This is a genomic window from Pseudomonas sp. SDT291_1_S447, assembly GCF_054070155.1.
Genome location: NZ_JBSVXS010000002.1, coordinates 15,850 through 39,708, shown reverse-complemented (window position 1 = coordinate 39,708; position 23,859 = coordinate 15,850). Strand labels below are relative to the sequence as shown.

The 23,859-nt window shown below is 53.5% G+C and carries 18 protein-coding genes and 1 pseudogene; 8 read left to right on the top strand and 11 right to left on the bottom strand.

The features are described from left to right. The first annotated feature begins 59 nt into the window (after positions 1-59). From rfbB to ACW9IR_RS01205, 4 genes are read left to right on the top strand one after another with little or no spacing between them, the layout of a single operon-like run. Positions 60-1,136 (top strand): dTDP-glucose 4,6-dehydratase, encoded by a 1,077-nt coding sequence (rfbB, locus tag ACW9IR_RS01220; RefSeq protein WP_457461281.1) that lies wholly within the window; start codon positions 60-62, stop codon positions 1,134-1,136. Next, complete coding sequence (rfbD, locus tag ACW9IR_RS01215) at positions 1,133-2,026, top strand: dTDP-4-dehydrorhamnose reductase (protein WP_457461279.1); 894 nt, start codon at positions 1,133-1,135, stop codon at positions 2,024-2,026. Before rfbB ends, rfbD begins: the two co-directional genes overlap by 4 nt. Next, on the top strand, positions 2,023-2,913 hold the full coding sequence (gene rfbA, locus ACW9IR_RS01210) for a glucose-1-phosphate thymidylyltransferase RfbA (protein WP_027612427.1): 891 nt from the start codon (positions 2,023-2,025) through the stop codon (positions 2,911-2,913). Before rfbD ends, rfbA begins: the two co-directional genes overlap by 4 nt. Before the next feature lie 29 nt (positions 2,914-2,942). After that, positions 2,943-3,917, top strand: coding sequence for a glycosyltransferase (locus ACW9IR_RS01205; protein WP_457461277.1), 975 nt, complete (start codon positions 2,943-2,945; stop codon positions 3,915-3,917). A 452-nt stretch (positions 3,918-4,369) separates the two neighbouring features. Here the strand turns inward: ACW9IR_RS01205 and ACW9IR_RS01200 are convergent, their stop codons facing one another. From ACW9IR_RS01200 to ACW9IR_RS01150, 11 genes and pseudogenes are all read right to left on the bottom strand, one after another. Then, positions 4,370-4,864, bottom strand: coding sequence for a hypothetical protein (locus ACW9IR_RS01200; protein ID WP_457461275.1), 495 nt, complete (start codon positions 4,862-4,864; stop codon positions 4,370-4,372). A 28-nt stretch (positions 4,865-4,892) separates the two neighbouring features. Next, positions 4,893-5,392 (bottom strand): annotated as a pseudogene (locus ACW9IR_RS01195) (haloacid dehalogenase-like hydrolase); the annotation flags it as partial. A 356-nt stretch (positions 5,393-5,748) separates the two neighbouring features. After that, complete coding sequence (locus tag ACW9IR_RS01190) at positions 5,749-6,210, bottom strand: hypothetical protein (RefSeq protein WP_110720387.1); 462 nt, start codon at positions 6,208-6,210, stop codon at positions 5,749-5,751. Between the two features lie 2 nt (positions 6,211-6,212). Then, positions 6,213-7,436: an acyltransferase family protein gene (locus ACW9IR_RS01185; RefSeq protein WP_110720388.1), complete on the bottom strand. Its 1,224-nt coding sequence runs from the start codon at positions 7,434-7,436 to the stop codon at positions 6,213-6,215. 288 nt (positions 7,437-7,724) lie between these two features. Continuing rightward, positions 7,725-8,663, bottom strand: coding sequence for an NAD-dependent epimerase/dehydratase family protein (locus ACW9IR_RS01180; RefSeq protein ID WP_110720389.1), 939 nt, complete (start codon positions 8,661-8,663; stop codon positions 7,725-7,727). A 16-nt stretch (positions 8,664-8,679) separates the two neighbouring features. After that, positions 8,680-10,089 carry a glycosyltransferase gene (locus ACW9IR_RS01175; RefSeq protein WP_110720390.1) on the bottom strand — a complete coding sequence of 470 codons (1,410 nt, stop codon included), beginning with the start codon at positions 10,087-10,089 and terminating at the stop codon, positions 8,680-8,682. Between the two features lie 170 nt (positions 10,090-10,259). Continuing rightward, positions 10,260-11,606, bottom strand: a complete 1,347-nt coding sequence (locus ACW9IR_RS01170) for a glycosyltransferase family 4 protein (protein WP_457461272.1) — start codon at positions 11,604-11,606, stop codon at positions 10,260-10,262. After that, positions 11,603-15,346, bottom strand: a complete 3,744-nt coding sequence (locus ACW9IR_RS01165) for a glycosyltransferase (RefSeq protein ID WP_457461270.1) — start codon at positions 15,344-15,346, stop codon at positions 11,603-11,605. The genes ACW9IR_RS01170 and ACW9IR_RS01165 overlap by 4 nt, the downstream gene beginning before the upstream one ends. A gap of 4 nt (positions 15,347-15,350) precedes the next feature. Then, positions 15,351-16,691, bottom strand: a complete 1,341-nt coding sequence (locus ACW9IR_RS01160; protein WP_102899966.1) for an ABC transporter ATP-binding protein — start codon at positions 16,689-16,691, stop codon at positions 15,351-15,353. Further along, positions 16,681-17,514: an ABC transporter permease gene (locus tag ACW9IR_RS01155; RefSeq protein ID WP_412071112.1), complete on the bottom strand. Its 834-nt coding sequence runs from the start codon at positions 17,512-17,514 to the stop codon at positions 16,681-16,683. Before ACW9IR_RS01155 ends, ACW9IR_RS01160 begins: the two co-directional genes overlap by 11 nt. Before the next feature lie 176 nt (positions 17,515-17,690). Continuing rightward, on the bottom strand, positions 17,691-18,671 hold the full coding sequence (locus tag ACW9IR_RS01150; protein ID WP_457461267.1) for a glycosyltransferase family 2 protein: 981 nt from the start codon (positions 18,669-18,671) through the stop codon (positions 17,691-17,693). Positions 18,672-19,136: 465 nt separating this feature from the next. Here ACW9IR_RS01150 and ACW9IR_RS01145 point away from each other — a divergent pair, with 465 nt between their 5' ends. The 4 genes from ACW9IR_RS01145 (at position 19,137) to ACW9IR_RS01130 (ending at position 23,680) form a co-directional block, all read left to right on the top strand. After that, positions 19,137-20,108, top strand: coding sequence for a UDP-glucose 4-epimerase family protein (locus ACW9IR_RS01145; RefSeq protein WP_457461265.1), 972 nt, complete (start codon positions 19,137-19,139; stop codon positions 20,106-20,108). Continuing rightward, positions 20,105-21,133: an MraY family glycosyltransferase gene (locus ACW9IR_RS01140; RefSeq protein WP_457461263.1), complete on the top strand. Its 1,029-nt coding sequence runs from the start codon at positions 20,105-20,107 to the stop codon at positions 21,131-21,133. The genes ACW9IR_RS01145 and ACW9IR_RS01140 overlap by 4 nt, the downstream gene beginning before the upstream one ends. Positions 21,134-21,235: 102 nt before the next feature. Next, entirely contained in the window at positions 21,236-23,230 is a 1,995-nt protein-coding gene (locus ACW9IR_RS01135) for a polysaccharide biosynthesis protein (protein WP_102900048.1), read from the top strand. A 114-nt stretch (positions 23,231-23,344) separates the two neighbouring features. After that, a complete protein-coding gene (locus ACW9IR_RS01130; RefSeq protein ID WP_110720396.1) occupies positions 23,345-23,680 on the top strand; it encodes a ComEA family DNA-binding protein in 336 nt (111 codons plus the stop codon). The last annotated feature ends 179 nt before the right edge of the window (positions 23,681-23,859 follow it).

The following is a 23,859-nucleotide window of genomic DNA, read 5'->3' as shown; positions in this document are numbered from 1 at the left end:
TTCATGGATTAGACAGCGCTCATCGGCAGCGCTGTCCGCAGCTCAAGGGTATCGTTCGCGTGAAAATTCTAGTTACCGGCGGCGCCGGCTTTATTGGCTCGGCAGTCATCCGTCACATCATTTCCAACACGTCCGATGCTGTCGTTAACGTCGATAAACTGACTTACGCCGGCAATCTGGAGTCCTTGGCAGAAGTCAGCCAGAATTCGCGCTACGCATTTGAACGAGTCGATATCTGTGATCGTGATCAGATCGACCGTGTCCTGCGCGAGCACCAGCCAGATGCGATCATGCATCTGGCCGCTGAATCCCACGTTGATCGCTCGATCTCCGGTCCGTCCGAGTTCATCCAGACCAATATCATCGGCACGTACACGCTGCTTGAAGCTGCCCGCCACTACTGGGCTGCGCTGGATGATGCGCGTAAAGCCAATTTCCGCTTTCACCACATTTCGACTGACGAAGTTTACGGAGACCTCGAAGGTCCGGAAGACCTCTTCACCGAAACCACGCCTTACCAGCCAAGCTCGCCATACTCGGCCAGCAAGGCCAGCTCTGATCACCTTGTTCGCGCTTGGGCTCGTACCTATGGTCTTCCGACTCTGGTAACCAACTGTTCGAACAACTACGGCCCGTGCCATTTCCCTGAGAAGCTGATCCCGCTGATCATTCTCAATGCGCTGGAAGGCAAACCTCTGCCGGTGTATGGCAAAGGTAATCAGGTTCGTGACTGGTTGTATGTCGAAGATCACGCGCGCGCGTTGTACAAAGTCGTCACCGAAGGCGTCATCGGTGAGACTTACAATATCGGTGGTCATAACGAGAAACAAAACATCGAAGTGGTGCAAACCCTGTGTGCGTTGCTCGATGAGTTGCGTCCTGATTCGCCCCACCGCCCTCATGCCAGCCTGGTTACTTATGTTCAGGATCGTCCAGGTCATGACGTGCGTTATGCAATCGATGCGAGCAAGATTCAGCGTGAGCTGGGTTGGACGCCGGAAGAAACTTTCGAGACCGGTATTCGCAAGACTGTCGAATGGTATCTGAATAACGCTGAGTGGGTTGAGCACGTGAAGAGCGGCAGCTACCAGCAGTGGATCGATCAGAACTATGCGGATCGCTCGAACAAGGCATGAAAATCCTTCTGCTGGGTAAGAACGGTCAGGTAGGTTGGGAGCTGCAGCGCTCGCTCGAGCCGCTTGGTCAGTTGATTGCGCTGGATCGCCAGACTGCCGATGGGCTGTGTGGTGATCTCGCCGATCTGGCCGCCGTGCGTGCGACGATCCGACAGATCAAGCCCGATGTCATCGTCAACGCCGCTGCGTACACCGCAGTCGACAAGGCAGAATCAGAAACTGAGCTGGCCTTCATTGTGAACGGCCAGGCGATGCAGGTCTTGGCCGAAGAGGCAGCTGCTCTGAATGCCTGGCTGGTTCATTATTCAACCGATTATGTCTTCAATGGTACTGGTTCCGTTCCATGGCTGGAGACGGATGCTGTCGGCCCGGTGAATCAGTACGGTGCGAGTAAGCTGGCAGGCGAGCAGGCGATCATTGCGTCGGGCTGCAAGCATCTGATCTTCCGGACCAGTTGGGTCTACGCAGCGCGCGGCAACAACTTCGCCAAGACGATGTTGCGGCTGGCAAAGGATCGGGAAACGCTGAATGTTATCGCGGACCAGATCGGAGCTCCGACAGGGGCTGATCTGATAGCGGATGTAAGCGCTTTGGCCATTCGCCAGGCGTTGCAGCAGCCGGAGCTTTCAGGTGTTTATCACTTGGCGGCCAGCGGCGAAGTGTCTTGGCATGGGTATGCGACTCATGTCATTGCATTCGCTCAGGCCAATGGGGAAAAACTTGCAGTAACGGCCGTCAATCCAATCGATACGACTGCTTACCCGACTCCTGCGCAACGGCCCCTGAACTCACGTCTTGATACCCAGAAGTTACGTGCCAAATTTTATCTACACTTGCCGGATTGGCAAAGTGGTGTGAACCGAATGCTTAGGGAAGTTCTGAACAAATGACCACGACAAATCGTAAAGGCATCATCCTCGCTGGTGGTTCGGGTACACGCCTGCACCCGCTGACCCTTGGCGTTTCCAAGCAGATGCTGCCGATCTACGACAAACCGATGATCTTCTATCCGCTGTCCGTGTTGATGCTGGCGGGGATGCGCGAAATCCTGATCATCTCCACGCCGGAAGATTTGCCTTGTTTTCGCAAATTGCTAGGTGATGGAAGCGTTTACGGGATCAAGCTGACCTATGCAGAACAACCTAGTCCCGACGGTCTGGCCCAGGCATTCATCATCGGTGAAGAGTTCATTGGCAAAGATCCTTGCTGCCTGATTCTTGGTGACAATATCTTTTACGGGCAGCACTTCTCGGACAATTTGCGTTCTGCGAGCACTCAGCAAACAGGCGCTACTGTCTTCGGTTATCACGTGTCTGATCCAGAGCGTTTCGGTGTTGTCGAATTCGACGAAACGGGCCGTGCTCTGAGTATTGAAGAGAAACCGCTCAAGCCTAAATCCAACTACGCCGTGACCGGGCTGTACTTCTACGATAACGATGTCGTCGAGATCGCGAAGGGCATCAAGCCATCCGAGCGTGGTGAGTTGGAAATTACTGACGTCAACCGTGCGTACCTTGAAAGAAAGACGCTGAGTGTTGAAATGCTCGGTCGTGGATTTGCCTGGCTCGATACAGGCACGCACGATTCGCTGCTTGAGGCCAGTCACTTCGTACACACCATCGAACAGCGTCAGGGCCTCAAGGTGGCTTGCCTGGAAGAGATCGCATACCACAACGGCTGGATCACTGCCGAGCAACTCGGTGCCCAAGCCGATGCGCTGAAGAAGACTGGTTATGGCCAGTACTTGCAGAAACTCTTGGAGCCAACTAATCGCTGAAAATGGCGATTTGATGCAAAGGATGTTTCGTGAGTGCTCGCCAAAATCATACGCCGGTAAAACCCCGAATCGCTGTTTTGCTGGCGGCCTACAATGGTGTGCACTGGCTAGAAGAACAGATTGAGTCAATTCGCCGCCAGACGGCGGTGGATTTGACGATTTACATCAGTGTCGATCCATCCACTGATGGTACCGAGCAGTGGTGCGCCGCGAGCGCTGCGAAGTACTCCGACATAGTTCTTCTGCCTGTCTCCGAGGTGTTCGGAGGCGCTGCTCGCAACTTTTTCCGCCTGATTCGTGACGTCGCGTTCGACGGTTATGACTATGTTGCGTTTTCTGACCAGGATGATATCTGGGATACAGACAAGCTCGAGCATTCTGTCCGGATGCTGCAGAGTCATGGCGTTGATGCGTATTCCAGTAATGTCACCGCATTCTGGCCAAGTGGCAAAACGCTTCTGTTGGACAAGGCGCAGTCTCAGGTGGAGTGGGATTATCTATTTGAGGCCGCTGGTCCCGGCTGTACTTATCTGATGAGCCGCAAGGTCGCCGACCCGTTGAAGGCATTAATGCTTCAGACTTGGGAGAGGCTTCAATCTGTGTCGCTGCACGATTGGTATGTCTATGCCTTTGCGCGCAGTGCGGGATATAAATGGTTTATCGACTCTCGCTCAACGTTGCGTTATCGCCAGCATGAGAGGAATCAGGTCGGCGCTAATACCGGAATAAAGTCGCTTGTTTCGCGGTACAAAAGCATTAACAACGGATGGTGGTTCTCTCAAGTCAAACTCATCGCATCGCTGGTTGGTTTGGATGTGCACCCCTTTGTTTTGCAATGGCGGGCGTTGGGCAGGCTGCAACTTCTATCGCTTTCAATGAGTGCCTTGAAGTGTCGGCGCCGGGCGCGTGACAAGTTTTTATTCTTCTGTGTTTGCTGGATCAATGCAGCAATGTGGCAGCCTCTACAATGTGCTGATAGCACTATCACCGCTGCGAAAAAGTAAGGTTCAACGAGGCGTCTCTCGCGTGAGTGAGAGCCTGTCTGTCAGGTGCGAAGCGACGTCTTTCAAGCCTTGGGATGTATCAGTGGCCTGGTACTCTCAAAGCGCTATCTCCTTCTCTTCATTTATCGATAAAAATGCATGCGACCTCATCAGTTCAATGATGGGCTCGTGCCTGCGTGCCCGGCCGAGGAAAGACCTGATGCGTTTCCAGGATGAGTGGGTTGCTACCGAAACGCTGTGGTTGCCCAGAATGAAAAATCCTCGATAGATGCATTTCCACCTATCGAGGATTCTTGGGAAGTGAGGTCACTGCAGCGTGTTGTCGGTGCCTTAAAGCGTTGTTTTGGCAGCGGAGGTTATCAGGTCAACTGATAACCTCTCGATGGCGTGTTTTTCCACTCACACCCGAAATTGATCCTGTTTCAAAAAACGGAGAATTTCTGGATGTCTCTTTAATAGCTAGCCGACAGATCAACCCAGTTGTTGTTGGACATTCCGTTGTTATCTACGGAGAACCTGTAAGGTCGGCCCTGTGAGTAAGGAAGGTCGACAGACAGCGAAGTCCCCATTTTGATAACGCTTCTTTCCTTGAAAATTTTTCCATCCAGATAGATCGTTACGCCGGCGGTCGCTCCACCACTGGCCACTGCGCTGTCGGGAACGCCTTTGGAGATGGCGACCACTACTGGCAGTGTTTTGCCGGGGCTGGTGATGAGGCTAGACACTTCCAGATTAAAGGCGGTCGGTGTGTCCCCTGGATGCACAAACAATGTCTGGCGCTCGGTGTTTTGGCGGACGATGCCGTATTTTTCTCCAAGCACCGGGTCACTGACATACTGCCCGATAGGCAGCAGGTTCGAGGTGTTCTTGCGATAGAGTTTAGCGCCGCGGCCGAGAAGTTTCGTCCAGAAATCGGTATCGAACTCGCCCACGAAATCATAATTCATGATGATTTCAGGGATGCTGCAGGCGCTGTAAGGCCATTCGTGCCGCGGCCCAGACGGAGATATCGTCATGGGAGTTGCCGATATAGTCGAAGCCTTGCACGCCATAATGCTCGACCAGCAGATCTCGCTTGCGGTGGGACGACAGATTGGTCTTTTCGTCGGACGCCAGCACGCTGTCGAACAAATCAAGATGCTCGGCAATGCGCTCGGCCAATGAGTGATGGCTTGCAGTCGCCAACACTACCGAACGACCTGCACTGCGGGCGGTTTCGATCAGCGCGATAACTTCCCGATTGTATGGAAGAACGTTGACATCGATATGAGTCGCATTGGCCAGCTTTGATTTCAGCGTGGCTTTGCCGTTGCCCAACCATTTGAATGGCTTGAGCAATTGCAGTGGGTGACTGCGCAAGAAGGCCATACCGGTTTCGAGCAACAGATCGGAGCGCAACAGAGTGCGTCGAGCTCAACGACAAGGGGTGGAGCTGAGCCGGTCACGAGGGTTCTTCCCTGAGTGCTGGCCAGCATTAAGGCTTGTCCCAGGGTAGTGAGTCGAGGAGAACAGCGCCGCTGGGCGACAATCAATCAGTAAGGCCAGCGGGTATTCATTAAGCGCGCGAACATAGCACGAGCAGAGCTTTTTTTCATGGGTTGAAGGGTACTCCAGATTTTTTTCTGCCCTTCGTCGGGCCTCGGTCTCATCTGTAAATGCTTGTGCGTTTTCTGCTGTTTTCCATTGCGGGAAGCTTCCTCGCGAATCCATTCAGGACGACTTGATTGCGTGACCAGGAGCTCCTGCGGTGATCTAATCAAGCGCGCACCCGTCCAGGAATGGGTGCTTGCAAGATCGAGGCGTCGGATGGGCAGGACGCCATCGCGTTGTTTTAGCGAGTTGGGAAAATGGCGCGATGGTCATCCCAGTCCGCCCTGCCTTCCTGAATCTGAATCAATTGGCCGGGAATCGCATAGGCGGCAATGCCCAGCGTCTCGGATTGTTCAAGTGCTTTATCAGGGATAGGGAATCTGCATTCGAGAACTTTGTCGCCCTGGCAATATTTTGCCAGGGGGAAATCACCCGCGTTGATGAGTATTTTTTGATTCGAGTCATTCAGGTGAATGGCGAAAATCAGACCAGCCTGCGTTCCGGGGACGAGCTTGAAAAATACAACCTTATGCTTGTCCTCTGTGTCAGTGGGTTGATAGCTAAGATTGGAAATCGTCGTGCCGTCGATGAAGATCACTTTGCCATCGACCGATTTTGACTTTTCAATGCTTGCCATGGAGTAAACCATGCTGGTGGTGATGGCAATTATTGCTATGGCGGGGAGCAACCAATACTTTTTCATGTTCAGAACCTGTTCAAGTGGAAGGCTGCGACAGTGGCAATCAGCGCCAGTACGCAACTGATCGCAACTGGACCATAACTGGATCTGAGGTTGTCCTTCACGGAGGCGTGACGGCGATCCCAGGCATTCATGATCAGATGCCTGCAAGGGTCTTCAATGCCTTTATAGAGGAGTGCCGATGATGTGAGCGCTACTATCCAGAATATTGCGTACCCAGTCAGCCCGTACGGCTTGATCGCTGCGGTGTATGGCTCAATGAATGTGATCAGAATCGCGTGAACGAGGTAAAGGGAGAAGCTGATTTCCCCCAGAAACACCAGCGGTCTGGTCGAGAGCAGTGCCCCGATCGGCCCTTTGCTCAGTGCAAAGACGAGGATCAACGTTCCCCAAATGAGCCAGATACCCTCCCGCTGGAAGTAGTAACCGGCGGCGGTTCCAAATGTATCGGCGATACGTGCAGGGTTGCCAGCCAGCAACATGCCTGCGACGACCAAGCCAAGTGCCATCAACTCTAAATACAGCCAGCCCAATTGACTGGCTTTGAACTCATGAATCGCTGGCGTCATGAAAACCTTGGCCAGGAAAATACCAAACATGAATTCAAATACCCTGACCAGCGGGTTGAAATAGAGGGTTCCGAGCAAACTGACGCCGTTGTAATTGTCGGTAGACTTCAACTCCAAGGCGTTACCGGCCCAGATAAATGCCACGACAACCAGGGTTGCAGCAAAAAACAGCTTGGCCCAGTGTTTGCTCCACAACCCGATGAGTAGCGGAAACAGAAGGTAGAAGAACATTTCGTTGGAAATGCTCCATGCCACGCCATTGAATGACAGGGCCCATAGTTTCAGTGGAATCCATGATTGGACCAGTGTCAGGTTTGAAATCAGGCGCAGCATGCCTGTCTCGCCACCAAAGTAGGTGTACCGGTCAAAGTGGAAAATCAGGCCTATCCAAATGATGCATGTCACTAAATGGAGCGGCCAGACCCGGGCAAACCGGGCAACCAGAAACCTCTTGATCGACCCGTCCTTTGAAAAGTCTTTGTAGTTGTACGCCAGAATGAATCCGCTAAGCACGAAGAAAAATGAAACGCCCTGACCCAGAGGAGCAGCCTCGGCAATCCCGAATGACCCGAATATCGGGTGCGCATGGGTAAGCACGATCATCGCAGCAGCGAAAAATCGCAGGGACGTCAGCGCGTCCAATTTGTGCTTAACGTTCACAATTCCTACCAGGATAAAAAAAGGGGGGGCGTATGGTATCGCTATGTCATGGCATTTTAAAGATCGCAGGGCGAGGGTGCTGATTCAGAAATCACTGGTGTTGGCGGTCGCGGTGGGAGCGGCCGAGCAAGTGGATGAGCTCATCACGCGTTGCCCACGTTCTGAATAGTTGTGCTGAGCGTGCCCCTGACATTGACTTCGCCAGTGGCCCGTATCGGTTTGGACTGGGAAAGGACAAGCCTGATGAGCTTGTCGCTCCCCCATGATATGGAAGGCGGATTTACCCGGTTACTTTGTTGAGCGCTTGCTTTCGATATACCAGGCAATCGTGCGCTTCAGGCCTTCCTGAAGGCTAAACTCTGCTTTCCAGCCCAGTTCCCGTTCAGCAAGAGAGCATTCCAGCACATTAACGGGGACGTCAAATGGTCTCGCTGGAAGAAAGTTTCTCGCGACAGGCGTGTCGGTGATTTTTTCGATAAGTTCTATTAGAGTACTGAGTGCAGTACCTTCGCCAGAACCAATGTTGAAAACGGTTTTTGGCCCTGAATACTTTAGTGCTTTTGAAAATGCATTCGCGATATCTTTTATGTATATATAGTCGCGAGTCACCGAACCGTCGCCCCAGATATCGATTGATTGGCCGGCGGTTGCGCGGCTGACGAAAGCGGCTATTGCGCCTTGAGCAGTTTCGATTCTTTGTCTTTCACCGTACGGGTTGGCGACACGCAGAATGACCGGCTTTATATTATGAAGCTTGCTGTACAGATAGAGATATTTCTCAATGGTCAGCTTGCTTATTCCGTATGAGACTTCAGGGTCTGTCGGGTGCTCTTCAGTCAAGGGGCACTGTACAGGTTTGCCGTATACGGTTCCGCCTGATGAAATAAAAACAATTTGCTGAACGTTCTGTTCAACCATAACGTCAAGCATGTTTAATGTGGCGATGACATTGGTCTGAATGTCATAAATGGGATCATCGTTGGAAGATTTTGGCAGGGTAGTGGAAACGAGATGGAGCACGCCGTCGACGCCAGTGATCGCTTCTTCAAGGTCGTGTTTGCTCTGCAGATCTCCCGAGATCCATTCAACGCTTTCGTGGGGTTCGAACGCTCTGTAGGGCGGCACGCGAGGGCGTTCGAAAATTCGTAGACTGTGCCCTTCTTCCAGCAGTTTGTCCGCGATCGCAGAACCGATAAACCCACCACCGCCAAAAATTACGTATTTCATGATTTATTCCAATTATTCATGAGGATTTGATGAGTTCGGCATAAACGCCTGAAAGTACATTCACATAGGCATCTAGCGATTCACCTGCCATCCTTCCCTGGCTCTGATTGTGGGCCGGGTCATTTACCATTGCAAGACGAGACTCTATTCGTTGTGCCAGTTGTCGGGCGTTACCGGGCTCAAATACAGCTACGTTATCGTCCTTGCCCAAGTACTCCGTTATGCCCGTTACATCACTGGCAATGACCGGTGTGCCGCAAGCCAATGCGTTCAATAGCACAAGCGGTGCGTTCTCTCTCCATGTCGAGGGTATGACCAGCGCGTCCAGAGAACTCAAGATGTTGCCAATATTTTCATGGGGGAAAGTGCCCATGAATCGGACGCGCTTATCTTCCTGGATAATGGATTCGAGCGTGTTGAAGTATTCCGGATATTGTTGTTTGTCACCGTAAACTAAAAAACGGGCATTGACGTGCGGCAGCGATTTGATCGCCTGCATGAAGATGTGGCAGCCCTTATGTTCCGTCAGCGTACCGATGAAGCCAAAGGTTGCAGTTGTTTTAGTCGGTGTAGCAAGGTCCGGTTCTTTAGGGTGAATCAGTGGTGGTTGAATACCGTACCTCAGGCGCTGGATTCTGCTTTGTGGAAGTCCCGTCTGGAGCAATAATTTTTCTATAAATAATGTCGGCGGCAATATTCTGTCGACTTTTAATAGCGCTTCTGTAATAACTTTTTTTCTATTGCTCAAATCAACCAAGGGGGAAACAAGTCGTTTCAGTGGAGTGTTGATAAGGGTTGAGGCGGTCAGAGCAATAGATGAAAACATTAATTGAGGTGTCAATGCCAGCAGCGTACGAGTTTTTCCCTTTTTGTTGTTGATGGCAACATGTTTTAAGCAGTTTCCGGCCAGCAAGTTCGGGCCTGTGCATTCAGCCTTTCCCCATGGCTTTACTAGTTGGCAGGATCGACAGCTTATCCAGTAATCGGTCGGTGTATAGACCGTCGGTATTTTCTCGTCAAAACAAGCGTTCAGTGCTGCGATCGTCAGGTTCTTCAGATGAAAAAAATGCACCAGATCCGGCTTGAGTTGTTCGAGAAGGACTCTGAATGGCTGGTAGATGGAAGCATTGTGGTACTCGTCGATCATTCGGGTGCGGGAGAACTTTCCCGGTGCATAGGGAATGTTGAATTGATGCACAGTAAAGTCTTTGTATACGTATGTTGAACGCTCTAGCGACTCGATATCGTCTAGTTTTGCTGTGACGATTTCGACTTGATGGCCCTGTGCTCTTAGCGCTTGAGCGGTCGATAGAGTCAGGACTTCTGTTCCCGCAGAAAAAAACGGAAAAAACTGGTGAACGCATAAGAGGATGCGCTTGCCGATGGCCAATGGCTTATCAGATTGCATGGTGATGAATTGTTTCATGCATTTTGATGGTTCCGATTGTGCAGACCGATTTACAGGCTTCCATTCGACGGGCGTTGAGCGCTCGAGTCGTTCAGCAACTGTCAGTCGGGGAGAGGGTGGACTCTAAAACAGTATTGGGGATAAATCCGGTAGTGGCCGTCCCTGGCCACGCCGTTCGTAGACAATCCTCAGGCTGATTCAGTTGCCTTTGAGTACATGGCAAATGTCTCTCGGGCCATGATTTCCGGCGTCCTCTCGTAGTTCGTGGTTTTCGCGAGATCGTAAAGGGCTTGCGGGTTGGCAACCCAGGCCGACAGCTTGCGATAAAGATCTTCGGCGCTGCCGCGATCAAATATCTCTCCGTTTACCCCGGCCTCTACAAACTCGGTCATGCCGCGCACATCCGATACCAGGGCAGGGGTGTGGGTGGCCAGAGCGTTCAACAGCACCAGTGGGCTGTTTTCATACCAGCGTGACGGGATCACCAGGGTGTCCATGTCGCGCAGGATATTGACCATATCCTTGCTCTCGAAAACGCCACGGAATTCGATTTGCGTGCCAGCGCTTTTGGCTTTCAATTCTTCCATGTACGCCGGATCCTGGTCGGTCGGACCATAGATCAACAATCGTGCACTGCCTTTTGGCAGGCGATTGAAGGCATCAATCAGCAGATCTGTACCTTTGTGCGGTGCTATCTGGCCGATGAAACCGATCACTGGAATGTGTTCGGCGTCTCGTTCCGGCTTCGGCGTGCGGTCGACGTCGATGCCGAACCACAAGGTTTTCATGGGGACCTTGATGTCGTTGTTGACATAGGCTTCCCTTAAAAAGGTGGTTGGCGCGACGGCACCGGCGTAGGAGCCGTTGTAAAGAGCCCCAAGAATGTCCGGGCGCTCCGCGATGTAGTCGATCGTTTGATCGAACACACTGTTTTTCACGCCCGGCATTTTGCGCAGAGCAGTTACGGCGCTGGCGATGAGCTTGGCTGACGTGCCATTGTTCGCGTATTTGATCCAGCCCTCTTTCGACGTGCGCGCAGTCTCTTTCAAGTAGCAGGCCACGCAGTTGCTGCGAGTTCTGGACGGGCCTGCGCACAGTGCACCGTCGGCTGCTTCCAGTTTATTGGTCAGGCAGAAACCGAAGAAGTCCGTGAAAGTTGCGTAGGTCGGAATGCCCAAGGCCTTGGTCGCTTCGAGCAAGGCACTGGTGTGGTTGATCAAATGGGTGACGTGAACGATGTCCGGTTTCAAGTCGGCGAGAATATCGGTCAAAACCGGACGCATCTCCGCCTGGTAGTACGTTTCCTTGATATTGACGTGAGGGATTTTGTTTTTGTCGACCAGGACAACTTCAAAGCCTTCATGCTCATATCGAGTGATCAATTCCGCCGCCGCGGGTTCGCCCTGAAACAAGGCGCTGACAATGACTACATCGTGGCCCCACTTGCGGTAATTCTTGGCCAGTTCCAGCGTATAGGTTTCTGTTCCGTAGAAATGATCCGGAAAGAAGCAGTGCACAAAAAAAACGATCTTCATTGTTTGGTTTCCGCCAGGGTTTCGGCATAGATCTGGTCGTAGTTCTCAATCATCGCCTGGATCGAGAAGTGAGCCTCGGCTCTTTCGCTGTGACGGTCGGCAATGTAGGTGCGACGAGCACTGTCATTCAGCAGATCTACGATGATGTCAGAGAGCTTGTCCGCATCTCCGTAAGGGGCGAGCAGGCTGCTGTCATCGACAATCTCGCCAATTGCACCGATGTCATACCCGACAACCGGAACATGCATGCGCATCGCAAAAGGACTGACCTGGCCGAAGCTTTCTTTCCAGACCGGCGCAACAAACAGCTTCATGCGGCGGTACAAGTCCGGCAGTTGCGAGTAGGCGACATAACCGGTGAACTCAAAGTTGTCTGATACGCCTGCCGAGTTCACCGCTTCCTTGAAGGTCTCCATCAGACTTCCGCCACCGACAATCAATACGCGGGTTTGCGGGCGTTTCTGTACAGCTTTGATGAACGGAGTAATGGAGTCAGCATTAAGCTTGTCCGTTTCCAGTCGGTAAACCATGCCGATCGTGTCGATAGCAGTCTGATTGGGCGCATCGGCTTTGAACATCGAGAAGTCGGAGCCGGGATAAACCGTTGCATTCGGTGCTTCTGCTTGTCCAAAAACGTTGCGAACGTAATCACTTACGTACACGTAACGCTTGATGGCGGGCGATAAGTAAGGCGCAACCGGTGTGTTGATGTTCTGGATGACAGGAATGCCCAATTGTTGCGCGGCACGCATGGTCTGGTCATACCAGGGTTCATCACAATCGCCCCAGTAGTGCATGTGAATGACTTCTGGTTGTAGTGCTTGCAGGTACTCGACAAAAGGCATCTCGTCTGCAGACAGTTTGATTTCCTTGATGGTGATGCCCGAATACGCGGCGGGGGTCGGCGCATGGCTGGTCAGAATACTTTGCTCGAACCGGTCGCCCAGGTATTCGTAGATGTCCACCACCAGGCGTGAGGAGCCGCCGGTCATGAAGTTGGCGATGACATGCAGCACCCGCGGCCGGACCGCGTTCAGCCTGGCTGGTTGCTTGACGATGTAAGTGTCTTCATTGATGTCGGCGGGCGCGTCAGTGTTCGACACAATAGCCGGTGGCTGGCCTCTCAGGCTTTTCTTCAAGGCCGAGACGGTCGGACTCAGCAAACGACGTGCGGGGGCGGGGGTCACGAGGGAGGCGAGCGTGTAGGCGATGCGCAGGTATTTCTTCAGATCGTTGGGTTGCGCTGCAAATGCCTGACTCAAACGAAACAGTCGGCTCCGGCCGATGGTTTGTAGCCGTTGCTCGCGATGTGCGACTTCAGCGTTAAGCAGTTGCACGATGGCGTTCTTTTGTTCCAGGTGCTGTTTCAGGGCGCTGATCTCCTGCTGCCTTGCTTCAGAAGCAGCCAGTGCTTCTTGCAGGGCGTCATTAACCTCATCCAGCGTGGAGTTCAGATTCTGACTCTGATTGATGGCGGACTCAGCAACCGCCTCTGTTTTGTTGATGAGATATTGGAACGCTGCCTCGGTTTGCGAGATGGCGGACACGAACGCTTCTTCCGTCTGTGTGATCGCAGAGTGAAACGCCGCCTCAGTCTTGGTGATGGCGGCCTGTACGGCGACCTCGGTCTGCGTGATCACAGACTGAATGGTCGCCTCTTTGTCGATGACCACCCGATTCAGTCGCGCGGTTTCCGCCACGATACCTGGCACTCTCGACAGTTGAGAGTCGCGGTCACGAAGATGCTGATGCCACCATTGCGGGGTGCGATCCTCAGTGTTGGAAACGTATCGCAAGGCATAAGCGCACGAAGAAGCGAGTTCGACAATGGCGCCCAGTTCGGACATACCAAAATCGGTCGGTTTTTCGAGCGAGCCCATTGAGGCGCACCAATCGATGGCGAGGGCCTTTTCTGCGCTGGTTACGCCTGTACGCCAATACAACGCAGCTTGTTGATTGTTGCCTTTGCCGGATTCGATCAAACCCAGATTCAGGTACGACCTGATTTGCTTGGTAATCAGAGTCGGGCTGTATTGGGTGCAGTCATAGGCCACACAAGTCTTATACAGATCAATGGCGCGATCAGTGTCGCCTGCGGCTTGCCAGAGTTGGGCCATAACGAACGATATCGATACTTTCCAGCGCAACTGCTGCGGTGAATGATCCGCCTGATCCATGTAAGCGTCAGCATCTTTTGCAAACACTTCCAGCTGATTCACCGTCAGTGTGGGTGCCTGCAGCAGTTGGTAAGCCTGAATGCACAGTGCCGCCCCCAGGTCCGGTGAGGTTGCCGAGGATTGAGCGGCTACTTCGCGGGACAGTTCGAGCAGCTTCTGACTGTCTTCGATGCGATGACCGATCGTGACCAGGCCTTTCACCAGCCAGGGATTGGCATAGTCGTCAAAACGCGTGACCTTCCATCCCGGATTTTCCGGATAGAGATCGTAGGTGGTTTCGCGGTAAGGCACGGTTGCGCCCAGTGTCGGCGATTTCATGCCGACCAGAAGGCACCATTCACAAGACGGATCTTTTTCGATCAATGTCTTGGGGTCTACTTCATACAGCTCGCGAATACCGACTGCCCACTCGTAAGCGTTGTTGATTTTCGGTTTGTATTGATCCGCTGTCTGGGCGTAAGCCGCTTCGACGATGAAGTCTTTTTCCAGTTCTTTAACGATGCGCTCCCACGTGTAGACGTGAAAGTGGAATTCGTTCGGATCTTCTCCGGTTTCGTCTGACCAGTCATTTGGAACGGAAAGTACGATTCGCCCGGACGGACTCAGGACCCGGTAGAACTCTGCCAGCAATCCAACCGGATCCGGTACGTGTTCCAAGGTTTCAAACGAGGTAATGAGGTCGATCGAGTTATCCGGAATATCGTTCAGCGCTTCCGGCAGCCAGCCTTCTTTGAAGGTGAGTTGCGAATTGACCGCAGAGAAGTTTTTTTCAGCGTATTTGACTGCGTAGTTGCTGCCATCAACGCCGAGGATCGAGCTGGCGTCCGAGCAGTTGAACAAAGTATAGGCGCCGTAACCCAGTCCGCAGGCTGCGTCGAGGATGCGGTCGCCGTTGCGCACATAGCGACTGGCCAGAAGGTAGCGAATGATATGGCCATCGGAGCGACTGCCAGGCTCGCGCGTCATGTCCATGTGCAGGTCGCGCTCGTCTTTCAGCGCTTCCAATGGATAAGCGGTGGCGGCTTCCTTGGGAAGCTTCTCAAGCGGAATGGCAATTTTGCCTTGTTCATATTGCAGCGACTGGTAGTCGTTGACGCGATAGTAGGCAGGGTGTTTGCGTACGCCGTTTTCGAAGAACAGCATTTCCCATGCCTTGCGGGCTTCTTTCGTGTCGGGTTCGGAACTGGTGTCCAGAAACAGGAAGATGTTGCGCTTCGAGACTCTTGGCGCTTCGACAGCCAAGCGCTTGAGGGAGAGAGCTGCGTCGTCGGCATGAGTGATCAATACCGTCGAAAAACTCTCGTCGTCCAATGGCAGGTCAGCACCGTCCCATGCGATGAAACGTCCTGGAAGCTGTGCATTGCCGCACTCGGTTTCAGCACCCGGGAAGACGTTGTACGCCTGCACACCCGCCAGCAGGAAGGCCCGCAGCAGCTCTGTATCAGGCAGGCCGATATGCAGCACTTTGCCATTACCACAGGCTGAAAGTACCTGCGAGACCAGTTGTTGGCGTTCCCCTGCCGTCAGTGATGCCGAGCAAATGTTTGTGGTGGAAATAGTCATTGGCTCAGCCCTTGATTTCGATTGCTTTCATGCGGAGGTCGAGGACACCGCCAAAATGGTATTCGCGGGGCTTGGTAGCCACCGTAAAAAATGCCGCCTCGTCTCGCCAGTGAAGAATGCGTTGTTCGGCGTAGTAAGGTTTGCCTTCCTGGGATATGGCAGCCTGAATTTCGTAGAGGTTGGCGCCCAGACTGCATTCAAACTGAAAATCAACCGATGACTCGGTGCCGGCAGTGAATGTCTTGGTCCAGAAGGTCTCGCCCGTCGCCAGATTGGCGGCAATGGCCATGTCCTGGTTCAGCGTGCCCCAGGAGTAAATCTTGACGCCTTCCTTGTTGCGAAGACGCAGGCTCACATTCAGGTGCTCAAGATCGACGTTGCAGCGGAAGGACACGCGAATGACAGCCGTCTGCGTGGCATAGAAAACCTGGGTCTCTTCGCCCTCGGCGTTCAACACGCGCACATCCAGAACCTCGGCATCCTGATTACCGAAGGAGAACCGGTCTGCAGTTTTCGATTCGGTCCTGGCAGCCTTGTTATCGTCCTTCTGATGTTGCGCAGCCTTGTCGGAAAGGTTTTTCGTCAACTGTTGCAGGTAAAGACTTTCCTGTTCGTGCAGGTTCCTGCGGTAATCGAGGATGACGTCTGCCGAAGACCCGATGCTTTCAATTTTCCCATTCGACAGGAAGATCGCCCGCTGCGTCAGGGTCCGCACCGATTCTTCATCGTGGGAGACGAACAGCAGGGTGGTGCCATTGCTGGTGAGCTTTTCGATTCGTTCGTAGCAGCGTTTCTGAAACAGCGCATCGCCGACCGCCAAGGCTTCGTCGACAATCAGGATTTCTGGTTTCAGGTTGGCCTGCACAGAAAAAGCCAGCCTCACAAACATACCGCTGGAATAAGTCTTTACGGGTTGGTCGACGAACTCGCCAATATCCGCAAAAGACAGGATGTCATCCATCAGTTCATCGGTCTTGCTGCGACTCAAGCCGTGAATCGCACAGTTGAGATAAACGTTTTCCCGCCCGCTGAATTCCGGATTGAAACCTGAGCCAAGCTCAAGCAGCGCAGCAATGCGCCCATCGACATTAACCGTGCCGGAGGTCGGCGTCAGCGTGCCGCAGATAATCTGCAGGAGGGTGGATTTGCCCGAGCCGTTTTTGCCGATGATGCCAACGGATTCGCCACGTGCCACTTCAAAGTTGATGTCCTTGAGTGCCCAGAACTCATGGTGAAGTTTCTTCGACGGCAGGATCATCTGGAGCAAGCGGTCGTGTGCTTTCTCGTACATATTGAAACGCTTAGAGAGGCCATTGACGTGAATGGCAACATCTTTAGAGGACATCAGCAAAGCCTGCGCGTGTTTTTTGAAAGAATGCAAAGCCGAGGCAGCAAATGACGATGCCGACGATATAGCTCGTGCCCAATGTGTGCAGATCCGGAGCCTGACCGAAAAGCATGGTCGCACGACCGTTTTCGATGATCGCGGTCAGCGGGTTGATATACAGCCAGCCGCGATACTCTTCAGGCAAGGCGCTGATTGGATAGAAAACGGGTGAAAGGAACAGCAGCGCTGTGGCTGCCATGCCCGTGACCTGGCCGATGTCGCGAATGTAGGCGCCGAGTGCGGACAGGATCCAGGAAAGGCCTATTACCATCAGGATCAAAGGCAGCAGAACGAAAGGGAATAGCAGCGCGGTGAGAGGTATTGAATGATTGAACACCAGTTGTGCGGCCAGCAATACCGACAGGCTGACACACAGATGGAACAAGGCGTTCAGCACTGAAGTAGGGGCCAGGGTTTCGATCGGGAAAACGACTTTCTTCACGAAGTTGACGTTACTGGTGATCAATTTCGGTGCCGAGTTGATGCACTCGGCGCAAAACGCATGAATGATCAGGCCGGTAAACAGAATCAATGCAAAGTCGACCTTTGACCCTGTGCCCGCAGCGCCACCCCAACGTGCATTGAATACGGTCGAGAAAACAAATGTGTAAATGGCTAGCAATAGCAATGGATTGATGAACGACCATGCTACGCCTCCAACGGAACCGCGATAACGAGAGGAAATCTCCCGCTTAGTCAGTTGCATGATCAGCTGACGGTTTTTGATTGCGCTGATCAGCATTCTCAAAGGCGACGTTGGAAATGAATCATGCATGTTCAAGGCAAAAGCTCCAATGGCGGCCGTTCGGTAAGTGGAAAGAGGGTGTGGGCGACGTTAGTCGGATCGCCTGAAACTGGCGACTGGAAATGTCCGGTTGACGCAGCGCCATGGCTGAAGTCTGCCTGTGCGTAGACACTGTAATCGCCGCTGCGAAACGTTTGATGGGCGGTCATCGATCAAATGCCCTTCACGATGGCAGCCAGGAAAAGTCCGATGTTGCCTGGCAGTGTCTGGCGGTAAACGCCGGCGCGCAGCAGTCCAAGCAGACGGCCTGGAAGGTGGCTTTTTCGCGCCAGTCGAAAGCAGTCGAGCTTTTGCTGATTCTCGGCAGTCAGTAATCGGCGCGCCGAAGTCAGGCAGCGAATGTTCTGGTCGTTCCAGTTGGAAAATCGTCCTTTGAACATCATGCCAAGCCTTGACAGTCGGGCTTTCAATCCGGAATTGGCGCCTACCAGATTGCCGTCATGTTGACGATACAGAACGAACGGTTGTGCGTCGTAGGCAATCTGGCCACCGGCACCCGTTACCAGGAGATAGGCCCACCAGTCATGGGAGACGATATCCAGATGGCCGCCTGCATCGAGCATCAAGTCGCGCGCCGCCTGGTTGAACACCATCGTATTGCCTCCCGCCAGGCTCTGTACCAGCGCATTGGCAAACGTCGGCGGGCGAGAGAACAGAGGGGAGCACTCCATGGGTTTTCCCTGAGCATTCATCCCACGGGTTCGACCGCAATAAAGTGCGGGAACGCCTGCGGGAACCGTTTGCAACCAGGTCAATGCCGTCTCGAGTTTGCTGTTCAGCCAGATATCGTCCTGATCAGACCAGGCATAAAAATCTGCCTGAATAGCCTCGTTACAGGTGAGGGTCAGAAAATTGGTGGCGAAACCGCGTTTCGGGCCATTGAAAACGCGGACACGGTCTGCTCTGTTCTGGCTTGCGGAAAATGTAGCGATAATGTCCAGGGTCTGATCGGTGGAGCCATCGTCGGAGACCACAACCTCCCAGTTTTCGTGGGTCTGAGCGGCGATGGAAGCTAATTGTTCGGACAGAAAACGCTGGCCGTTGAACGTGCACATGAGTACCGCGACACGTCTGGACGATAAGCGGTTAAAGGAGTTTGTCTGCCCGAGTTGATTTGCTTGGTGAGTATCCACTTTGGAATCTGTTGTTGAGGGGCTATGCACCTAGCACTCCGTTGCGAATAAATGACTCGATGGTCAGAAAAGTCCTTGTCGAAGGCATTACTGCGAAACGCGCCCTCTGACTAATGTTAAATGACCAAAGTCAAAACGCGCATTGTAGCGAAAATACCTTTGCCCTAGTAGTGCTTAGCAGCCCGCGCGCAGGGAGATGGACCGGCGGACGGAGCTCAATCAGGTAACATGTTCATGCATCAGTTTTCACTGTTGAGAGCGGCAGCCCGGGTTTACAGGGTGCCCCGCCGTGATGCGTGCTTGATTTTCTGGATAACCGTGTAACAAATCCGTGCGATTACGCATTTTGTGACGTGGCTTGTTGGCCAGTACGATGCATCGCCATTTCAATAAATGCGTTTCAGGCGCTAAGGGACAAGGCGAATGCCTTGTTCACAATGATTTTGCTTTTGAAGAATGAGATAGATGAGCGCTAGCACCCTCTTAGTAACAGGTGGATCGGGCTTTCTGGGCGGCGCCTTGTTAAGGAAATTGGCCGAACGCGGTGAATACTCCTTGCGCACGGCCATAAGGCGCGACAGCGTGGCGTTGCCAGCGTCGGTGCTCAAGTTCAATGTCCCGGACCTGACAGCAACAGCGGATTGGCAGGATGCCTTGGCCGGTGTCGACGTTGTCGTGCATGCCGCTGCACGTGTCCATGTGATGGACGAGCAGGCCGGGAACCCCTTGGCCGAGTTTCGCCTGATCAATGTCGATGGCACGCTGAATCTGGCACGGCAGGCCGTCAAAGCGGGTGTGCGACGGTTTATCTACATCAGCTCGGTCAAGGTGAATGGCGAGTCCACTGTTGCGGGTCGAGCATTTACGGCAGACGATCCTTTTGCCCCCACTGATCCCTATGGCATTTCCAAATGCGAGGCTGAAGAAGCACTGCGCCAACTCTCTTCGTCGTCACCGATGGAGGTCGTCATTGTCAGGCCCGTGCTGGTGTACGGTCCGGGTGTGAAAGCAAACTTTCTCAGCATGATGCGCTGGCTGGAACGAGGAGTGCCATTGCCATTTGGTGCGATCGACAATAAGCGCAGTCTGGTGGGAATTGATAACCTGATTGATCTGATCGTGACGTGTTTCTCCCATCCGGCAGCAGCCAATCAGACGTTCTTTGCCAGTGATGGGGAGGATGTATCCACAACGGAGTTACTGCGCAGAATCGGTCATGCGCTTAACAAACCCGCAAGGTTGATGCCTTTTCCTGTGCCGCTTATGCGTCTGGGCGCGAGACTTGTGGGTAAGGAAGCACTTGCTCAGCGACTTTTCGGCTCCCTTCAAGTTGATATAAGCAAAAATGGACGGCTCTTGGGGTGGGTCCCCCCAGTGAGTCTTGATCAAGGACTGAGCGCTACCGTGCGGGCTTATCTGGAATCTCACAAGTCATGAACCTTTACTGGATTGTTCCGCTGCTGGCGGCTGTTTCATTTGCCCTTACAGCCGGTCTGCGACGCTATGCGCTGGCGCGCAGTCTGCTGGATGTTCCAAACGGTCGCAGTTCTCACTCCGTGCCGACTCCGCGTGGCGGAGGCGTGGCAATCGTCCTGAGTTATAGCGCTGCTCTGGTGGCGCTGTTCGGTTGGGGGCTGATTTCTTCTGCTGTGTTGATCGCTTTCCTCGGCGCGGGCGGCATCACGGCTGTGATCGGCTTTCTCGATGATCATGGGCATATTGCCGCGCGGTGGCGGTTGCTTGCGCATTTCTTCGCTGCAGCGTGGGGGGCTTATTGGCTGGGCGGGCTGGCGCCGTTTACTGTGCTTGGGTTTGCCATCGACGCAGGTTGGATCGGGCACCTTCTGGCTGTGGTTTACCTGGTGTGGATGCTTAATCTCTACAATTTCATGGACGGTATCGACGGTATTGCCAGCCTTGAAGCGATCACCGTGTGCGTCGGCGGGGCACTTCTATACGGGGTCAGTGGCAATCTGCAGCTTGCATGGCCCGTTGTGCTTCTGGCTGCATGTGTCGTGGGATTCTTGTGCTGGAATTTTCCGCCGGCAAAAATTTTCATGGGCGATGCAGGCAGTGGTTTTCTCGGCGTCGTGCTGGGGCTTCTGTCCCTGCAAGCGGCCTGGGTCTCACCCGGTTTGTTGTGGGGGTGGCTGGTTCTGCTGGGCGTGTTCATTGTTGATGCCACGTTTACGCTGTTCAGGCGCCTGTTTCGCGGCGACAAGGTCTACGAAGCGCATCGCAGCCATGCGTATCAGTTTGCATCCCGTTCGCACGGCAGCCATCGTCCTGTCACGCTTGTCGTTGGCCTGATCAACCTGCTTTGGCTACTGCCCATTGCGTTGGGAGTGGTCCTCTACAATTGGGATGGCACCCTGGCTCTGATCCTGGCCTATGTGCCGCTGGTATGCCTGGCAGTCAAGTACAAGGCGGGACAATTGGAAGGTCGAACCTCCAATATTTGAAAAACAATGTTAATGTTTAGTGTGCTGTCAACGTCGTCTGCATCACAGGATTCGGCGCAGTAATTCAGTTGAAAGGAACGTGCTGAGGTAGTGGACGGGATGATGGATAAGGTTCGAGCGTATCTGCTGGGATTGCCCCGGCGTCGCAAAAGGTTGATTCAGGTCGCCACCGATATCGTACTGGTCTGGCTGGCGCTGTGGTTGGCCTTTATTGTCCGCCTCGGCATCGATGACATGTACAACCCGTTGCGGGTCCATATGTGGTTGTTCGCTTCCGCGCCTCTCGTGGCGATTCCCCTGTTTATCCGGTTCGGCATGTACCGGGCTGTCATGCGCTATTTTGGCAATGACGCATTGGTCGCAATTATCAAGGCTGTCAGTCTTTCATCGTTGATCCTCGCGTTGATTGTTTACTGGTACAGCAACCATGAAACGGTTGTGCCGCGCTCGATTATCTTCAACTATTGGTGGTTGAGCATGGTGATCATCGGCGGACTGCGTCTGTTGATGCGCCAGTATTTTATGGGTGACTGGTTTACTGCGGTACAGCACGTCCCCTTCACCAACCGAGATGATGGGCTGACCAAGGTCGCCATCTATGGTGCGGGCGTTGCCGGGAATCAACTGGTGGCGGCCCTGCGCATGGGGCGCGTCATGCGCCCGGTCGCGTTCATCGACGATGATCCGGGCATTTCTGATCGCTCCATCTCGGGTCTGCAGGTTTACAAGCCCAAGCATATTCAGCAGATGATCGACGTGACCGGAGCGAAGGAAATTCTGCTTGCGTTGCCATCGTCTACCCGTGCCAGGCGCCGGGAAATCCTGAATCTGCTTGAGGGCTTTCCACTTCATATCCGCAGCGTCCCGAACTTTACCGATCTGGCCAGCGGTCGGGTCAAGGTCGAAGATATTCAGGAAGTGGATATCGCGGATTTGCTAGGGCGAGATTCGGTGCCTGCGCAACCTGATTTGCTTGAGCGTTGCATCAAAGGCAAGACGGTCATGGTCACTGGCGCGGGCGGCTCTATCGGTTCGGAGCTGTGTCGGCAAATATTTGCCTTGGGCCCGATTACCCTGATTTTGTTCGACCATAGCGAGTTCAACCTGTACAGCATTTTGTCGGAGCTGGAGCAGCGTGGCAGTCGTAAGTCGATATCCGTCAGGTTGCTGCCGATCCTTGGATCGATTCGTCATCCGGACAAACTCCTCGACGTCATGAAATCCTGGAAAGTAGACACGGTCTATCATGCGGCAGCCTATAAGCATGTACCGATGGTTGAGCACAATATCGCTGAAGGCGTGCTCAATAATGTGATCGGCACGCTTAATACAGCTCAAGCGGCGTTGCAGTCAGGGGTGTCGAATTTCGTTTTGATCTCTACCGACAAGGCCGTACGTCCGACCAATGTAATGGGCAGTACCAAGCGCTTGGCCGAGCTGACGCTGCAAGCCCTCAGCCGTGAGGTGGCTCCGGTACTGTTCGGCGACAAGGCCAATGTGTCGAGGGTGAACAAGACCCGATTCACTATGGTGCGTTTCGGCAATGTCCTCGGGTCGTCGGGTTCGGTCATCCCGGTGTTCCATAGCCAGATCAAGTCCGGTGGCCCCCTTACAGTCACCCATCCGAAAATCACCCGTTACTTCATGACCATTCCCGAAGCGGCGCAGTTGGTCATTCAGGCGGGGTCCATGGGGCAGGGCGGTGATGTCTTCGTCCTCGACATGGGGGAGCCGGTGAAGATCGTCGAGCTGGCGGAAAAGATGATCCATCTGTCTGGGTTGAGCATTCGCTCGGAGCGCAATCCCCAAGGTGATATTTCCATAGAGTTCACGGGGTTGCGACCTGGAGAAAAGCTGTACGAAGAGTTGCTGATTGGTGACGATGTTTCAGCGACTTCGCATCCGATGATCATGACGGCCAGTGAGGATCACATTGCGTGGGACGTGCTGAAGGGGCGTCTGAGCGAGTTGTTGGCGGCAGTCGAGTGTGATGATTACGCTCGCGTGCGTCAGTTGCTGCGAGAAACCGTGAGTGGTTACGTACCCTCCGGCGATATCGTGGACTGGATTTATCAGCAGCGCCGGCTCGATCCGTAACCTCCTCACATTCTGTAACTGACACATTTTTGACAGCTCGCACACATCGCCTAACGTTGGGAGGCAGCTTAGGAAAAGCTGCTTCTAATCAATCGATGTCATGGAGCGTCACTTATGCGTACTGGTTACTTCTACTCTCTGGTTTTTGCCCTGCTCACCAGCGCCTCGATTGCGGCTATCGCAGCGCCGGCGCCCAGCCCAGAGGCTGCCAATGTCTCGCTGACGCAGGACGTTGCGACCAAGACGCAGGATGGTAAAGTCAATTTGAACGACGCGGATGTGGCGACCTTGCAACGTGAACTGGCGGGTGTGGGGGAGGCGAAAGCCAAGGCCATTGTGGTTTACCGTGAGACCAACGGGCCTTTTGCTTCGGTCGACGAATTGCTGGAAGTGAAGGGTATCGGTAAAGCGATCCTGGATCGGAATCGCGATAAACTCGAAGTCAATTAAGGCCCTTCTCGATTCAGAAAGCCGATCATTTGATCGGCTTTTTCATTGGCGTTAGAACCTGCGCAGAACCGTCTCGCTGCTCAGCGATCGCTGCGCTATCGACTAAGCTACCTGTTCAACACCATGAGGCCGGTCACTGACTGGCCTTTTATATTCTGCGGTGCTCGTGGCTTCGGCTG

Excerpts from the sequence above, each read along its gene's own strand:
- rfbD (WP_457461279.1), top strand. The coding sequence starts at position 1,133 with ATGAAAATCCTTCTGCTGGGTAAGAACGGTCAGGTAGGTTGGGAGCTG.
- rfbA (WP_027612427.1), top strand. The coding sequence starts at position 2,023 with ATGACCACGACAAATCGTAAAGGCATCATCCTCGCTGGTGGTTCGGGT.
- ACW9IR_RS01200 (WP_457461275.1), bottom strand. The coding sequence starts at position 4,864 with ATGAATTATGATTTCGTGGGCGAGTTCGATACCGATTTCTGGACGAAA.
- ACW9IR_RS01190 (WP_110720387.1), bottom strand. The coding sequence starts at position 6,210 with ATGAAAAAGTATTGGTTGCTCCCCGCCATAGCAATAATTGCCATCACC.
- ACW9IR_RS01180 (WP_110720389.1), bottom strand. The coding sequence starts at position 8,663 with ATGAAATACGTAATTTTTGGCGGTGGTGGGTTTATCGGTTCTGCGATC.
- ACW9IR_RS01175 (WP_110720390.1), bottom strand. The coding sequence starts at position 10,089 with ATGAAACAATTCATCACCATGCAATCTGATAAGCCATTGGCCATCGGC.
- ACW9IR_RS01170 (WP_457461272.1), bottom strand. The coding sequence starts at position 11,606 with ATGAAGATCGTTTTTTTTGTGCACTGCTTCTTTCCGGATCATTTCTAC.
- ACW9IR_RS01165 (WP_457461270.1), bottom strand. The coding sequence starts at position 15,346 with ATGACTATTTCCACCACAAACATTTGCTCGGCATCACTGACGGCAGGG.
- ACW9IR_RS01160 (WP_102899966.1), bottom strand. The coding sequence starts at position 16,691 with ATGTCCTCTAAAGATGTTGCCATTCACGTCAATGGCCTCTCTAAGCGT.
- ACW9IR_RS01145 (WP_457461265.1), top strand. The coding sequence starts at position 19,137 with ATGAGCGCTAGCACCCTCTTAGTAACAGGTGGATCGGGCTTTCTGGGC.
- ACW9IR_RS01140 (WP_457461263.1), top strand. The coding sequence starts at position 20,105 with ATGAACCTTTACTGGATTGTTCCGCTGCTGGCGGCTGTTTCATTTGCC.
- ACW9IR_RS01135 (WP_102900048.1), top strand. The coding sequence starts at position 21,236 with ATGGATAAGGTTCGAGCGTATCTGCTGGGATTGCCCCGGCGTCGCAAA.
- ACW9IR_RS01130 (WP_110720396.1), top strand. The coding sequence starts at position 23,345 with ATGCGTACTGGTTACTTCTACTCTCTGGTTTTTGCCCTGCTCACCAGC.